The organism is Marinitoga hydrogenitolerans DSM 16785, assembly GCF_900129175.1.
Taxonomy (GTDB): domain Bacteria; phylum Thermotogota; class Thermotogae; order Petrotogales; family Petrotogaceae; genus Marinitoga; species Marinitoga hydrogenitolerans.
This window is the reverse complement of sequence record NZ_FQUI01000032.1, coordinates 12,936-27,814: the sequence shown is the minus strand read 5'-3', so window position 1 is coordinate 27,814 and position 14,879 is coordinate 12,936. Positions and strand designations below refer to the sequence as shown.

At 28.0% G+C, this 14,879-nt stretch carries 14 protein-coding genes and 3 tRNA genes; 9 read left to right on the top strand and 8 right to left on the bottom strand.

Annotated features, from left to right (window positions below; translation table 11 throughout):
* Positions 1-33 precede the first annotated feature (33 nt).
* From BUA62_RS08595 to BUA62_RS08585, 3 genes are all read left to right on the top strand, one after another.
* Positions 34-122 (top strand) — tRNA-Leu (locus BUA62_RS08595).
* A gap of 34 nt (positions 123-156) precedes the next feature.
* A tRNA-Met gene (locus BUA62_RS08590) sits at positions 157-233 on the top strand.
* Positions 234-243: 10 nt separating this feature from the next.
* Positions 244-320 (top strand) — tRNA-Met (locus BUA62_RS08585).
* A gap of 30 nt (positions 321-350) precedes the next feature.
* Here BUA62_RS08585 and BUA62_RS08580 read toward each other — a convergent pair.
* The 3 genes from BUA62_RS08580 to argF form a co-directional block, all read right to left on the bottom strand.
* A complete protein-coding gene (locus tag BUA62_RS08580; protein WP_072865446.1) occupies positions 351-971 on the bottom strand; it encodes an HAD family hydrolase in 621 nt (206 codons plus the stop codon).
* An 85-nt stretch (positions 972-1,056) separates the two neighbouring features.
* Positions 1,057-1,998: a carbamate kinase gene (gene arcC, locus BUA62_RS08575; protein ID WP_072865444.1), complete on the bottom strand. Its 942-nt coding sequence runs from the start codon at positions 1,996-1,998 to the stop codon at positions 1,057-1,059.
* A gap of 23 nt (positions 1,999-2,021) precedes the next feature.
* Positions 2,022-3,002 carry an ornithine carbamoyltransferase gene (gene argF / locus BUA62_RS08570; RefSeq protein ID WP_072865442.1) on the bottom strand — a complete coding sequence of 327 codons (981 nt, stop codon included), beginning with the start codon at positions 3,000-3,002 and terminating at the stop codon, positions 2,022-2,024.
* Between the two features lie 202 nt (positions 3,003-3,204).
* Here argF and BUA62_RS08565 point away from each other — a divergent pair, with 202 nt between their 5' ends.
* Positions 3,205-4,254 (top strand): hypothetical protein, encoded by a 1,050-nt coding sequence (locus BUA62_RS08565; RefSeq protein WP_072865440.1) that lies wholly within the window; start codon positions 3,205-3,207, stop codon positions 4,252-4,254.
* 21 nt (positions 4,255-4,275) lie between these two features.
* Positions 4,276-5,199 carry a ribokinase gene (gene rbsK, locus BUA62_RS08560; RefSeq protein ID WP_072865438.1) on the top strand — a complete coding sequence of 308 codons (924 nt, stop codon included), beginning with the start codon at positions 4,276-4,278 and terminating at the stop codon, positions 5,197-5,199.
* 7 nt (positions 5,200-5,206) lie between these two features.
* On the opposite strand, the gene BUA62_RS08555 is transcribed toward rbsK, so the two are convergent.
* Genes BUA62_RS08555 through BUA62_RS08535 form a run of 5 tightly spaced genes read right to left on the bottom strand, consistent with a single transcriptional unit; the run spans position 5,207 to position 11,436 of the window.
* A complete protein-coding gene (locus BUA62_RS08555) occupies positions 5,207-5,896 on the bottom strand; it encodes a hypothetical protein (protein ID WP_072865436.1) in 690 nt (229 codons plus the stop codon).
* A gap of 9 nt (positions 5,897-5,905) precedes the next feature.
* Positions 5,906-8,587: a DNA polymerase I gene (gene polA / locus BUA62_RS08550; RefSeq protein ID WP_072865434.1), complete on the bottom strand. Its 2,682-nt coding sequence runs from the start codon at positions 8,585-8,587 to the stop codon at positions 5,906-5,908.
* A 10-nt stretch (positions 8,588-8,597) separates the two neighbouring features.
* Positions 8,598-8,795 (bottom strand): hypothetical protein, encoded by a 198-nt coding sequence (locus BUA62_RS08545; protein WP_072865433.1) that lies wholly within the window; start codon positions 8,793-8,795, stop codon positions 8,598-8,600.
* Between the two features lie 20 nt (positions 8,796-8,815).
* Positions 8,816-9,268, bottom strand: a complete 453-nt coding sequence (gene dtd / locus BUA62_RS08540) for a D-aminoacyl-tRNA deacylase (RefSeq protein WP_072865431.1) — start codon at positions 9,266-9,268, stop codon at positions 8,816-8,818.
* A gap of 2 nt (positions 9,269-9,270) precedes the next feature.
* Entirely contained in the window at positions 9,271-11,436 is a 2,166-nt protein-coding gene (locus BUA62_RS08535) for a RelA/SpoT family protein (protein ID WP_072865429.1), read from the bottom strand.
* A gap of 107 nt (positions 11,437-11,543) precedes the next feature.
* Between BUA62_RS08535 and fabG the strand changes: the two genes are divergently transcribed.
* From fabG to BUA62_RS11760, 4 genes are read left to right on the top strand one after another with little or no spacing between them, the layout of a single operon-like run.
* A complete protein-coding gene (gene fabG, locus BUA62_RS08530; RefSeq protein WP_072865427.1) occupies positions 11,544-12,293 on the top strand; it encodes a 3-oxoacyl-[acyl-carrier-protein] reductase in 750 nt (249 codons plus the stop codon).
* Positions 12,293-13,231, top strand: a complete 939-nt coding sequence (locus tag BUA62_RS08525) for a radical SAM protein (protein ID WP_072865424.1) — start codon at positions 12,293-12,295, stop codon at positions 13,229-13,231. Before fabG ends, BUA62_RS08525 begins: the two co-directional genes overlap by 1 nt.
* Positions 13,224-14,627 (top strand): sigma 54-interacting transcriptional regulator, encoded by a 1,404-nt coding sequence (locus tag BUA62_RS08520; RefSeq protein ID WP_234970309.1) that lies wholly within the window; start codon positions 13,224-13,226, stop codon positions 14,625-14,627. Before BUA62_RS08525 ends, BUA62_RS08520 begins: the two co-directional genes overlap by 8 nt.
* A complete protein-coding gene (locus BUA62_RS11760; protein WP_234970308.1) occupies positions 14,588-14,878 on the top strand; it encodes a helix-turn-helix domain-containing protein in 291 nt (96 codons plus the stop codon). Before BUA62_RS08520 ends, BUA62_RS11760 begins: the two co-directional genes overlap by 40 nt.
* The last annotated feature ends 1 nt before the right edge of the window (position 14,879 follow it).

The following is a 14,879-nucleotide window of genomic DNA, read 5'->3' as shown; positions in this document are numbered from 1 at the left end:
ATAAATACGGTTAAATAAGGAAGAAATGGGAATGCCGAGGTGGCGGAATTGGCAGACGCTGCGGACTTAAAATCCGTTGGGTGGAGACACTCGTGTGGGTTCAAGTCCCACCCTCGGCACCATTTTATTTTTACTCTGTACTACAAACATATGCGGTGCGGGGTGGAGCAGTCTGGTAGCTCGTCGGGCTCATAACCCGAAGGTCGTAGGTTCAAATCCTGCCCCCGCTACCATTTTTTTTATGGCGGCGTAGCTCAGTTGGCTAGAGCATGCGGTTCATACCCGCAGTGTCAAGAGTTCGAGTCTCTTCGCCGCCACCAAAAAAGCAGCCATTTGGCTGCTTTTTTTATTTATAATATGCTTTCCCATTTGTCCTCTTCAGAAATATGAATAAAATCTATTCCCACTTTTAAAGAAGCTCTATCAAAATCAGTGTCACCTATCATTATACAATCTGCAGGTTTTATCTTTAATTTTTTCAAAATATCCAAAAAATAATTTGGATTAGGCTTACAAAAATAAGAATTTTCCATAGTAGATATATAAATAAAATCATTTAAATCTAAATTTATGAAGTTTATTCTGTGATTAATAGCAATTTCTGGAAAAACAGGATTCGAAGCAAAAATGAAATTATGATTGGACTTTTTAATTTTATTTATTAATTTTTTATTTGGAATAATAATATTCTTTAAATTAGGAAACTCTTTTTCATAAAAATCAAAAAAGGTATTATACCAATACTCTTGGCTTTTTCCCGTTTTTTTGGCCAGTAAATTCATATAAAAATCTAAATTGTTTTCCTTTCTATCATTCTTTTTTATTAATTCTTTAGTACATTCTAAAATAATATCAATTATTTTTTTATCTTTAATGTTAGTATAATTTAAAAAACTATAAAAATAATATTTTTGAAAATCTTCTTCTTTGTTTTTTATAAGAGTTCCATCATAATCAAGAAAAATATACATACATCACCTCCAAAATAAAAAGGTCTGGATTGTGGGGAGAGGGAGAGATTCACAATCCAGACAATGGTTTTAGTTCTTAATTATATTATGGTAATATTTTAGTTCCAGTTTTTCCTTCTAAAGCATCTTTTAATTTTTCCATATCAGTTATTAATGCGGGCTTCCCTGTATCTTTTACAAATGAAACACAGGCTTCTATTTTAGGCAACATACTGCCTTTTGCAAAATGACCCTCTTCGATAAATTTTTCAGCTTCATTAACTGTAATTTTATCTAAAGCTTTTTGTTCTGGTTTGTTAAAATTCAAATAAACTTTTTCTACAGCAGTTAAAATTATAAACTCATCAGCATTTAATTCTTTCGCCAACAAAGCAGATGCTCTATCTTTATCAATAACTGCTTCAACACCTTTTAATTCACCGTTTTCATCAATAATAACAGGGATTCCTCCTCCGCCACCAGCGATAACAATAACGTCATTTTCAATTAAATCTTTTATAGTATTCTTTTCAATAGCATCTAAAGGTATTGGTGATGGTACAACTCTTCTCCAACCTCTTCCAGCATCTTCTTTAAAAATCCAACCTTTTTCTTCTTGCATCTTTTTTGCATCTTCTTCACTATAAAAAGGACCTACAGGTTTAGTTGGATTTTGAAATCCAGGATCATTTTTATCAACAACAATTTGAGTTACAACAGTTGCAACATCTCTCTTTATCTTCCTTTCCTCTAGAATATTTTTCAATTCTTGAGAAATCATATATCCCAAATAACCTTGTGTCATAGCTCCTAATACATCCATAGGAAATGGAGGAATAGTATCTTTTGCAATATCTTGTTGTAATAATAAGTTACCAACTTGTGGTCCATTTCCATGTGTAATTATAATATCATAATCCATTTCTATCATATCTGCAAGATATGATGCTGTTGTTCTAATGTTTTTAAACATATTTTCTGCTGTAGGTTTTTCACCAGGTCTATTCATTGCGTTTCCACCTATAGCAACTACTGCCAACTTTTTCATTATTTTCCCCCCTGTCAGTTTTTTTATAAAGTAGCAACCATAATAGCCTTTATTGTATGCATTCTATTTTCAGCTTGATCAAAAACCTTTGAATGTCTACTTCTAAACACTTCATCAGTAACTTCTCTTATATCTAACCCTCTTTCTTTAGCTTCTCTTGCAACAATTGTTTCAAAGTCATGGAATGAAGGGAGACAATGTAAGAAAATAACATTAGGATTTTCAGTTCTTTTAATTAAGTTCATATCAACTCTATATGGAGTTAACAATTCAACTCTTTCAGGCATTTTATCTTCTTCACCCATTGAAACCCATACATCAGTATAAATTACATCAGCATTTTTAACGCCATCTAAATTAGATGTATATTCAATAATAGCACCTGTTTCTTTTGCTGTTTCTAAAGCTTCGTTCATTATATCATCAGATGGTTTTAATGACTCAGGACCCACTGCAACATAATGCATGCCTAATTTTGCAGATATTCTCATTAATGTATTTGCAACATTATTTCTTGTATCTCCAATGAACACAACTTTCATTTGATTTAATGGTTTGTGAATGAATTCCATCATTGTCATAACATCAGCTAATCCTTGAGTTGGATGAGCTTCGTCAGTCAAACCATTCCATACAGGAACTCCGGAATATTTTGCTAAATCTTCAACAACTTTTTGTTTAAATCCTCTATATTCAATTCCGTCATACATTCTTCCTAAGACTTTTGCAGTATCTTCAATAGATTCTTTTTTTCCCATTTGGCTGTTTGTTAAAAAAGTTACATGTGCTCCCTCGTCTAAAGCAGCAACTTCAAATGCAGCTCTTGTTCTTGTTGATGTTTTATCAAAAATTAATACAATATTTTTACCTTTTAAATTTTCTGTTTTAATACCAGCTCTTTTTTTAGATTTCAAATCAAAAGATAAATCTAATAAATATTTTATTTCTTCTGGAGTATAATCTTTTAGTGATAACAAGCTTCTTCCTTTTAAATTGATAGGCATAACGACTCCTCCTTTAAATTATTATCGACAATGTTTATTATACATTTTGTTTTTTAAATTTCAAAATGAAAAATTTTTGAAAAAATGGCAAGCATGAAGAAAATTTCATGATTATTCCTTTTTATTATAAGTATGCGCAAGTATAATTGAGTATGCTTGAGTATCCAAAAATATGATATAATAAACCCAAGGAGTTGATAATATGAAAAGAATTGTAATTTTATTATTATTTTTGACAATAATTTTTTCTTCATGTATTCGATTACCAAAAGTAGAAGACACAAACTTTAGTGATTTAACAAACGCACAAAAAGAGTTATTAATTAGATTAATTGCAACTGGATATAATCGTGGAGGTAATTATACATTTGAAAAATTAATAGAATTAGCGAATGAGAATGGCTATGGTTATGATGATAATGTTTTGGAATTTTATAAATATTTTATTGGGGAAATTAATTATACCACTAAAACTAAAAATTTGGAAGACGTTCCAAATTATGATCCAGTAATAAAAAATTATATAAAAAATATAACTGAAGAACATTTTAAAAATGATTCATCTAACTTATTTTTAATAGATTATTATGATGAAAAACTTCCATCTAATTCAAATAAACTATATCCAGCATTGAATCCTATACGAAAAACAAAATATGAGAAAAGAGAAAATTTGATAAATAAGTTATATTCTAAAATAACGGAATATTATAATTCATCTTCTACCTTTAAAGCGTGGTTTGATTATTATTATCCAGATAAATCTTTATCGGAAAATGATTTAAAAAATTTTTCGGAATATTTAGTAGATATAGCATATACATACCTAAATTCAAATATAGAACTAAATCGATTGAAATATACATCTTCAGACTTATATCCTAAAAAAATAAAATTAAACGATATACCTGTAGAATTGATATTGGCGATTATAATGCAGGAGTCGAGATTTTTTCCTGGATCATTTAGAGCAGAGATTTCAAATGGGAATATATATGCGCTGTCTTTTGGATTAACACATGTTTTAATAGATGCAGATTTTTTAGATATATCAAATAACAATATCGATATAGGCGATGGTAACAAAGGAGAAAGCAATTTTGATTTGATTTCTTATTTTTATTTGGGAAATAATAGAAATGAAGAAACATATTTTTCAGATTGGGATTTAATTACAATAAGAGGCTCTATATTATATTCAGCAATTTATTTAGATATGTTATATCAAAAATTAATTAAGTATATTAAATAGTTTGCGTGAGGGGGAGAGAAAATGATAGGCGTAGTAGGAAGTTCGAATATGGATATTGTTCTAACAGTAGAGAGATTTACTAATCCTGGAGAAACGCAAAAAGCTATATCTCTTGAGTATTTTCCAGGTGGGAAAGGAGCTAACCAGGCAGTAACAGCAGCAAAATTATCAAAAAAAGATGTATATTTTTTTACAGCTTTAGGTAATGATGATTTTGGTAAAAATTTGGCGAGTAATTTTGACAAATTAAATATTAAAGGGTATATTTACACAGATTTACCAACTGGGAGAGCATATATTGAAGTTACAAAAAACGGTTGTAATAGAATTATAATATTTGAAGGTGCTAATGGATTTATCACTCCAGAAATTGTTGAAAATAAATTGGATGTATTAAATGAATATAAGTATTTTCTATTACAAAATGAAATTCCATTTGAAACATCACTTCATATAGCAAAAGCATTGAAAACAAAAAAGAAAATTATTATATTTGACCCAGCTCCTGCTCAAAATATAGAAAAAGAAATTTTTCAATATGTGGATTATTTTACACCAAATGAAGAGGAATTTAAATACTTATCAAATAAATTTTTTGGTTTAAATCCAGAAGAAAAATTAAAAGAAGCATTAAGAAGATTTTTCAATCTTGGAATAAAAAATATAATTTTAAAACAAGGAGAGAAAGAAATAATATTATACAACAGGAATTCAATATTGAAAATTCCAGTATTTAAAATAGAAAATGTAGTAGATACTACAGCAGCAGGAGATGTATTTAATGGGGCATTAGCTGTAGCATTAGAAGAAGGAAAAAGTATAAAAGAAGCTATACAATTCGCATCGGCTGCAGCAGGAATTGCTATTACAAAAAAAGGAGCACAGTCTTCTATACCAAATCGTGAAGAAGTTGATAAATTTTTAAAAAATAACAATAAAGGGTAAAAACCCTTTATTTGTTATTAATAATAGTATATACGATAAAACCAGAAAATAATCCTAAAATACTTAAAACTATATATTTAGTTGCGGTTTTTTTGTTTCTATTAACTTCAAAAGCGATATCTTTTTTATATAGTCCTTTTTTATTATATATGAACAAGGTTGTTTGATAGTTGCCATCATTCAAATCAATCGGAAAATATATTTCATTTTTACCTGGATGAATAAGTTTTTCATAATCGTATAGTTTTACAATACCAAAGGTATTAGAGTATAAAACTATTTTCATAGAATCATTATACCAATCATCATTTGGAGATACTTCTTTAGTATAAGATATAATTTTTATGTTTGGCTTAATTTCTTTATCTAAACTTATTTCTAACTCTTCATTTTGAAGCAAAAATTCATATTTTCTATTATTGTATTTAATTATTATTCTCCCTGATCCCGTAATGAATTTTTGTGTTTTTGAAAAAACAGTAAATTCTTCATTATCTATTATTATATCTTGAGGATATGTATTAAAGTTAAAGGATATAGTTGATACAGAAGAATCTTCTATATAATGTATTTTTACATATTGACTATATGTTGTATTTGTACTTCCAAATGTAAAAAGAAATCTAAAATTTATAGTAATTCGACCAAAAATTGAAATACTTAACAATAGTAATAAAATTATCCATAACTTTCTCATAAAATCGCCTCACTTTGTCCACCTTTCAGATATATTAATATCTACTCTAAGTGGAACATCAAGCGCAATAACATTTTCCATAGTTTCTTTTACAATTTTAGAAACTACCTCTTTTTTCTCTTCAGGAAGCTCAATGACTATTTCATCATGAACCTGAAGAATCATTTTTGCATATTCTGGCAATTTAGCGTTCAATTTTATCATTGCTAATTTCATAATATCAGAAGCGGTTCCTTGGATAGGAGTATTTACAGCCATGCGTTTTAAATCATTTTTATTTAATCTTAAATTATTTAAAAATCTTTTTCTTCCAAATAAAGTTTCAACATAACCATTTTTTGCTAAATCTGATAATATTTGTTGTTGATATTTTTCTACATTTTTATATAATTCAAAATATTTTTTTATAAATATTCCAGCTTCATTAACAGATACACCCGTCCTTTCAGATAAACCATAAGAAGAAACACCATAAATAATAGAAAAATTAATCATTTTTCCAATTTGTCTCATGTGATGGTCCACCTGATTTTCTGGTACATCAAAAAGTTTAGCAGCAGTTATTGTGTGAATATCTAAATTCTTTTTAAATGATTCTATTAATACTGGATCTTTGCTCATGTGAGCTAAAACTCTCAGTTCTATTTGTGAATAATCAGCGCTTAGAAGCACATAATTCTCTTTTTCAGCTTTTACAGCCTTTCTAATTTTTTCGCCTTCAACCTCTCTTATGGGTAAATTTTGTAAATTTGGATCACTACTACTTAGTCTTCCTGTAGCGGCACCAGTTTGATTAAAAGATGTATGAACTCTTTTAGTTTTTTTATTTACAAGTTTAGGAATTGCTTGTATATAAGTTGATAATAATTTTTGATATTTTCTGTAATCAAGTATTTTTTGAATTATAGGATGATCATTTTTCATTTCTTCTAATACCTGAGCATTTGTAGAAAATTTTCCTCCTTTAGTTTTTTTCTTAGGAGATAAGCCCAATCTTTCAAATAAAAGCTCTCTTATTTGTTTAGGAGAATTAGGATTTATTTCATATCCAGCCATATCTTTAATTTCTTTTAGAATATTATTTGAGATTATAGTATATTCTTTTTCAAGTTCCTTTAAATAAGGAATATCAAAATAAACACCGTTTAATTCCATTTGTGCCAAAACAGGAATTAAAGGATTTTCAATTTCAAACATAACTTTTTCTAATTCAAATTCATAAATTTTAGGCCTTAAAACATGAAATAATCTTAAAGTAATATCAGCATCTTCACCTGAATATTCTGCAACAGTATTTATATCAACATCTTTTAGAGTATTTGCGAATAGTGTTTCGTTTACAACGTCGTTATATTTTATTGTTTCATAATTCAAATATTTTTTAGCTAAATCATCCATATTAAAACGTCTGGAATCAGGAGAAATTAAGTAAGCAGCAATCATTGTATCAAAGTAAGGGATTTTAAAATCAAACCCATTATTTTTCATAATTGATAGATCATATTTCAAATTTTGTCCTATTAAATTTTTATTTTTCAAGATATCCCATAATTCTCCCAAAATTTTAATTTTTGTTTCATAAGTTTCACTCGAAATATCAATATAATATCCTCTTTTTGGTTCAAAAGATAATGCGATCCCTAAAATATCAGCTTGATAAGGGTCTATAGATGTAGTTTCCAAATCAAAAGAAACAACATCTTGTTTTTTTAGTGTTTCAAGAAAATCTTTTAAGTTATTATGGGATAACAACTCGTAACTACCTTTAGAAGATAAATCATCAACTTCTGGTAAATCATTAATTTTTATAGCTTTTTTTCTTTCTTTTAGACCTAATTCTCGTAAAATAGATTTAAACTCAAATTCATTAAGTAAATCTTCTAAATTATCATTAAAACCTCTATAAATATAGTCATTCCAATTTATATCTAAAGGAACGTCTGTAACAAGTTGAACGAGTTTTTTGCTTAAAAAAGCCATTTCTTTTCCTTCAACTAATTTTTTTTGTATTGATTTTGTGGTGTTTCTAACGTTTTTATATATTTCTTCTAGCGATCCAAATTCTTTTATTAATTTGGTAGCTGTTTTTTCGCCAATGCCTTTTACACCAGGAATATTATCTACAGCATCACCTGTTAATGCAAGGAAATCTTGTATTTTTTCAGGGCCAAAACCGTATTTTTCTTGCACTTTATTAACATCATATTCTATGATGTCAGTAATTCCTCTACCTATTCTGAGCATTTTAATTTTGTCATTAACTAATTGCATTAAATCTTTGTCAGAAGATAATATGTAAATATTATTGAAATCTTTTTGCCCTTTTAGAGATAATGTAGCTATTACGTCATCAGCTTCATAACCTTCTTCAGCAATAGTTTTAATTCCTAAAGCATTAACAATTTCTAAAATATATGGTATTTGATCTATAAATATTTTTGGTGTTTCTGGTCTGTTAGCTTTATAACTTTCAAGTAATTTATGTCTATATGTAACAGTTTTTTTATCCATAATAAAAATTATTGCGTCTTCATTTTTTAAAACATATTTTTCTAATATTTTTAAAATCATTTTAGTTACACCGTAAATTGCATTGGTGTATATTCCAGTTGTAGTTTTTAGATTTTGATCTAAAGCAAAAAAAGCTCTATAAGCAACACCGCTACCATCAATTAAATACAAATTTCTCATTATTTTCCCTCTATTCAGCTCTTACATATTTTTTTGTACCATCAGGCATTTTGAATTTAATAACTATGCCTTTTGCAGGTTTTTCTTCTCCTCTATAAATTTTATGTATATTTTGTGGAGTAATTCCATATTCTGCTCCTTCAGAACTAATATGTGCATCAAATGGATGTTCAGAATATACAAAAACAGTTACTTCTACTTCTTTCATAATAACACCTCCAAGAATTTTTAAAAAGTTTTTTCTGAGTCTAATAATAAAGTTACAGGTCCATCATTAATTAAATTAACTTCCATTTCAGCCTGAAAAACACCTTTTTCTACGTTAAGATGGTATTTTTTTTCTATAAACTGTATAAAGTTTTCATAGAATTCTTTACCTTTTTCCGGTTTAGCAGCATTTGAATATGAAGGTCTTCTACCTTTTCTGCAATCACCATATAAAGTGAATTGTGAAACAACTAAAATTTCACCTTTAATATCCAATAAAGATAAATTCATCTTATAATTTTCATCTTCAAAAATCCTAAGATTAAGAATTTTATCTGCTAACCATTCAATATCTTTTTCAGTATCATTTTGTCCAACACCTAAAAATACTAAAATACCTTTGTTGATTTTACCAACAGTTTTTCCTTCCACATTAACATGTGCTTTTTTAACTCTTTGAACAACCGCTCTCAAAACTAACTCCTCCTTACATTATATACTCCTTTTATGTTTTTAATTGCGGTTAAAACTCGCATTAAATGTTGAATATCTTTTACTGCAAGACGCATTTTCAAATCGATTCTATCGATTTTTCTTGAAGTCTCATACATTTCAATATTGGCTTTTTCATTTCTAATCTTTTTTCTTATTTCATCTAAAACAGATTTACTTTCCATTTCAATAAGTAAATGTGTAACAAATTTAGAGTTTTCAATATCCTCAGCAATCCAAGAAACTTTAACTATTCTGGAAATAGGAACTTCCTTAATATTTAAACAATTTTTTCTATGTATTCCAATTCCTTTTCTGCTAACTATTCCTGTAATATCATCTCCTAATACAGGATTACAACATTTTGCAAAGTAAACATCTATACCTTCCTGACCATCAACGATAACGCCAATACCTTTTCTTTTGTATGAAATTTTTTGAGTTTGAAATGTTTCATCCTCTTCTTCTTTCTTTTCTTTTACATCTTCTTTTTTTTCAAAAAGTTTGTAAATTTCCCTTGGATTGACATCACCAAATCCGATTCTTATATATAATTCTTCTTCGTTTTTTATTTTGTTTCTTTCGCAAAAGTTTTGATTATCTTTTATTTCACGTATTAAATTATCAATAGATATATTTAAATCCTTAGCGATTTCTCTAATTTTATCTCTTCCTTTTTCTTCAAGATTTTTCTCATTTTTTAATCTATAATACCTTTTTATCTTATGTTTTGTTCTTGATGACTTTGCATATTTTAACCAGTCAATACTTGGTCCGGAAGAATTTCTATTTACAATTATCTCAACAATATCACCATTTTGAAGTTCACAACTTATAGGAACAATTTTTCCGTTTACTTTAGCTCCAGCAAAATGATTCCCCACATTTGTATGTATAGAATATGCAAAATCTATTGGTGTAGCACCATACGGTAAATGCAGTATTTCCCCTTTTGGTGTGAAAACAAAAACTTCATGTGCTTTTAATTCTTCTTCAATATCATTTAAATTGAAAGCAGATTGAGCAATTTCTTTATGTAAATCCATTAATCTTTTTACAAAATACAATTTTTTAGAATCAACACCTTCTTTATAAGCCCAATGTGCTGCCAAACCATATTCGCTTTCTTCATGCATTTCCCAGTCTCTAATTTGAATTTCAAGAGATTCCCCTTTATTTGTAATAACAGTTGTATGAATAGATCTGTAGCCATTAGACTTCGGAACAGCTATATAATCTTTTATTCTACCAGGTACAGGTCGCCATACAGAATGAACAACACCCAATGCAGCATAACAAGCAGTCGGTGACTCTGTTATTATTCTTAGGGCAATAACATCATAAATTTCATCAAAACTCTTATTTTTTCTTAACATTTTTTCCCAAATACTATAAAGATGCTTCGTTCTTCCTTGTAACGTTGCTTTTATATTATGTTTTTCTAATTGTTCTGAAATAATATTTTTATATTCTTCCATTCTGTCATGGACATTTTTAACCTTTTCATCCAACTTTCTTTTTAAATCATCATAAGCATCAGGATATAAATATTTAAAAGATAAATCTTCTAATTCAGCTTTAATTTTATGGATACCTAATCTATGAGCAATTGGAGCATATATTTTAAGAGTTTCTTGTGATTTAATAATTTGCTTTTTATGTGGAACATATTGCAATGTTCTCATATTATGTAATCTATCAGATAATTTAACTATAATAACTCTTATATCATTTGACATGGCAAGAAGCATTTTACGTATAGTTTCGATCTTTTCTAAAGATTTCATATCAACCTTATTCAACTTTTCATTTAATTTTAAATTACTAATCTTAGTAACTCCATCCACTATTCTAGCAATTTCAAGCCCAAATTCATTTTGTATTTTTTCAATGGGGACATCACAATCTTCAACTACATCATGTAATAAAGCGGATACAATACTTTCTATATCCATTTTTAATTCTGCTAATATTTTTGAAACAGCTTTTGGATGTTCAAAGAAAGTTTCACCTGAAGCTCTCATTTGTCCTTCATGAGCTTCTTTGGCTAAAAAATAACCTTTTTGCAATAATAATATTTCAGAATCATTTAATTTTCTATCTAATATATTCTCTATATCATTAAGGTAATCTTTGAATTCTTGCTCCATTTGTTCACATCCCTTCACACTTAAATTATATCATAAAAGATAACTCTAATAAAATTTATGATATAATATATCATAAGATATATAAAAAATCAATGGGAGGAAATAAGATGAAATTGAAAAATAAAATATGTATAGTTACTGGAGCAAACAGAGGAATTGGAAAAGAAATTAGCAAAAAGTTTGTCGAAGAAGGTGCGATAGTATTAGGGTTTGCAAGAAATGTTGAAGCATTAAAAAAAGTTGAAGATGAATTAAATGCTTTAAATAAGGGAACTTTTAAAGGGTATAAAGTTGATGTTTCAAATAATGAAGAGATAAATGATACAGTTAAAAAAATTGCAAAAGAATTTAAGAGAATCGATGTGCTTGTTAATAATGCCGGGGTTACAAAAGATACATTATTATTATTAATGAAAGAAGATGAATTTGATTTTGTTATTAACGTAAATTTAAAAGGGGTATTTTTAGTTACAAAAGCCGTTGCTAAAATAATGAGAAAGCAGAAAGAGGGCTCCATAATAAATATTTCAAGTGTTGTTGGTTTAGAGGGTAATATTGGTCAAACAAATTATTCTGCAAGTAAAGCAGGGATTATTGGAATGACAAAAACATGGGCAAAAGAATTAACAATGAGAGGAGAACAAATAAGAGTAAATGCTGTTGCTCCTGGATTTATTGAAACAGATATGACAAAAAATTTAAATGAAGAATTTAAAGAAGCTGCATTGCAAAGAATTTTGTTAAAACGGTTAGGATCTCCAGAAGAAGTTGCTAAGGTTGTATTGTTTTTAGCATCTGATGATTCATCTTATGTTACTGGACAAGTAATAAGAATAGATGGAGGGCTTTCTTTGTAATGAGTTATATACCTAATTACATAAAGTTATATGAAACCAAAGAATTGCATAAAAGAAGAGATTTATTATATGAAAAATTAAGTTCATGTGATTTATGCCCTAAAGGTTGTAAAATAAATAGACATGAAAAGTTAGGAGTATGTAGAATAGGAGATAAAATAAAAGTGTCGGAATTTGTATTATACAAAGGTGAAGAACCGCCATTAGTAGGAGAAACCGGTGCAGGAGGAGTGTTCTTCAGCAATTGTTCAATGAAATGTGTATATTGCCAAAATTTCAACTTTTCTCAAAAAGGTTTCGGTAAAGAATTTTCTGTGATAGAATTAGCAGAAAAATTCATATGGCTTCAAAATGAAAAACATGTTCAAAACATTGATTTAGTTACAGCTACACCATATTTACCTTTTATAATAGATGCTTTGATCGTAGCTATTGAAAAAGGTTTGAATATACCTTTAGTATGGAACACGTCATCGTATGAAACAGTTGAAACATTAAAATTTTTAGATGGAATAATAGATATATATTTAGCAGATATAAGATATACAACACAATATGCTGCGAATTTGTATTCTAAAACACCAGATTATTGGGATTTTGCTCAAACAGCTATTAAAGAGATGTATAAACAAACACAGGGGGAATATATATTTGAAAATAACATAATGAAAAGAGGATTAATTATTAGAATTTTGGTTTTGCCAAATAACATTGATGAAGCTAAATATGCATTAAAATTTATTTCAAAAATTGATAAAAATATACTCGTTAGTCTCATGGATCAATATGTTCCAGTATACAAAGCTAAAGAATATCCGGAAATAAATAGGTTTTTGAAAAAAAGTGAATATGATAAAGTTATAGATACTATGATTGAATTAGATTTAGATGGATGGATCCAAGAACATAAGTTATTAGAGGGGGGTTACTGTGAGTAATGAAGAAATGATTATGAGAATACTTGATGATATACAAGAAGCTGTTATTTTAATTAATGAAAATGAAGAAATTATTTTTTTGAATAATTCAGCAGCAAAAATATTAAGTATTCCAAAAGAAAAAGCATTGTATACAAAAGTTACAGACACTATTACAGATACTCGTCTTCATATTGTTTTAAAAACGGGTATTCCAGAATTAGACAGAATACAAAATCTTGGTAAAAAAATTATAGTAACTTCAAGATTTCCAATAAAAGATGAGGATGAGGAGATAATTGGTGCTGCTGCAATCTTTAGAGATGTAACAAGTATTCAGAAATTAGCTGAAGAGGTAACAAATTTAAGAGAGTTGGATTCATTATTAAGGGCAATTATAGATTCAACATATGATGCAATTTCAGTTGCAGATGAAGAAGGAAGAATAGTGATGGTGAATAAAGCTTATACAAAAGTAACAGGTCTTACACCAAAAGAAGTTATGGGAAAATTAGCAACATATGATATTGCTGAAGGACAAGAAAGTATGCATATAAGGTGTTCCAGAGAAAAAAAACCTATCTTAAATGTTAAAACAAAATTAGCAACCAATAAGAAAGAAGTTTTAATTAATGTAAATCCTATATTTGTAAAAGGTGAATTTAAAGGAAGTGTTGGAGTAATTCATGACATTTCTGAAATTGAAAGATTAATTAGAGAACTTGAAGCAACTAAAAGATTACTTAAAAAGGACGAAGCAAAATACGCATTTGAGGATATTGTAGCAGAATCAGAAATAATGAAAAATGTAATTTTTCAAGCTAAAAAAGCTGCAAATACAGACGTTAACGTGTTATTATACGGAGAACCTGGTGTTGGAAAAGAAATATTAGCTCAAGCTATTCATAATTACAGTAAGAGAAGAGAACATCCTTTCATATCGACAAATTTATTACTTCAAGATGAAAAGAAACAATTAGAAAATTTTTTTGAAAATAAAGAAAATTTAATAATTGAAGCAGGAACAGGAACATTATTTATAGATAATGCACATTTAATGAGTCCTGAAGTTCAAAAATTAATGATAGAGCTATTGAATGATGGTAATATATATTATAAAGGTAAAAAAATAACATTAAATTCAAGGATAATTTTTGCCACACCTGAAAATTTAAAGGAATTAATGTCTATAGGGAAATTTTCAAGAAAATTATATTATAAAATATCTGTAGTTACCATAGATGTTCCTGCATTAAAAGATAGAAAAGAAGATATACCAAAAATGGCAAAACAGATATTACATATTTTGAATCAAAAACATGAAAAAGTTGTATATGATTTTTCAGAAGACGCATTAAAAATATTAGAAGACTATGATTGGCCTGGAAATATAAGGGAATTAGAAAATGTCTTATAGATAGAGCATTGATGAATATGTCACAGTCTGATACAATAATAACTTCAATGCATTTACCAGAATTAAAAAAAACTGAGTTAGAAAAAACAGAATTAAATGGCACACTAAAAGAATTACTTGATGAATATGAAAAACATATTATTATAGAAACATTAAAAGCATTTCAAGGAAATAAAACAGCAACAGCAAAAAAGTTAGGACTAACCGTTAGAAATTTATATTATAAACTTGAAAAATTGGGTTTAAAATAAT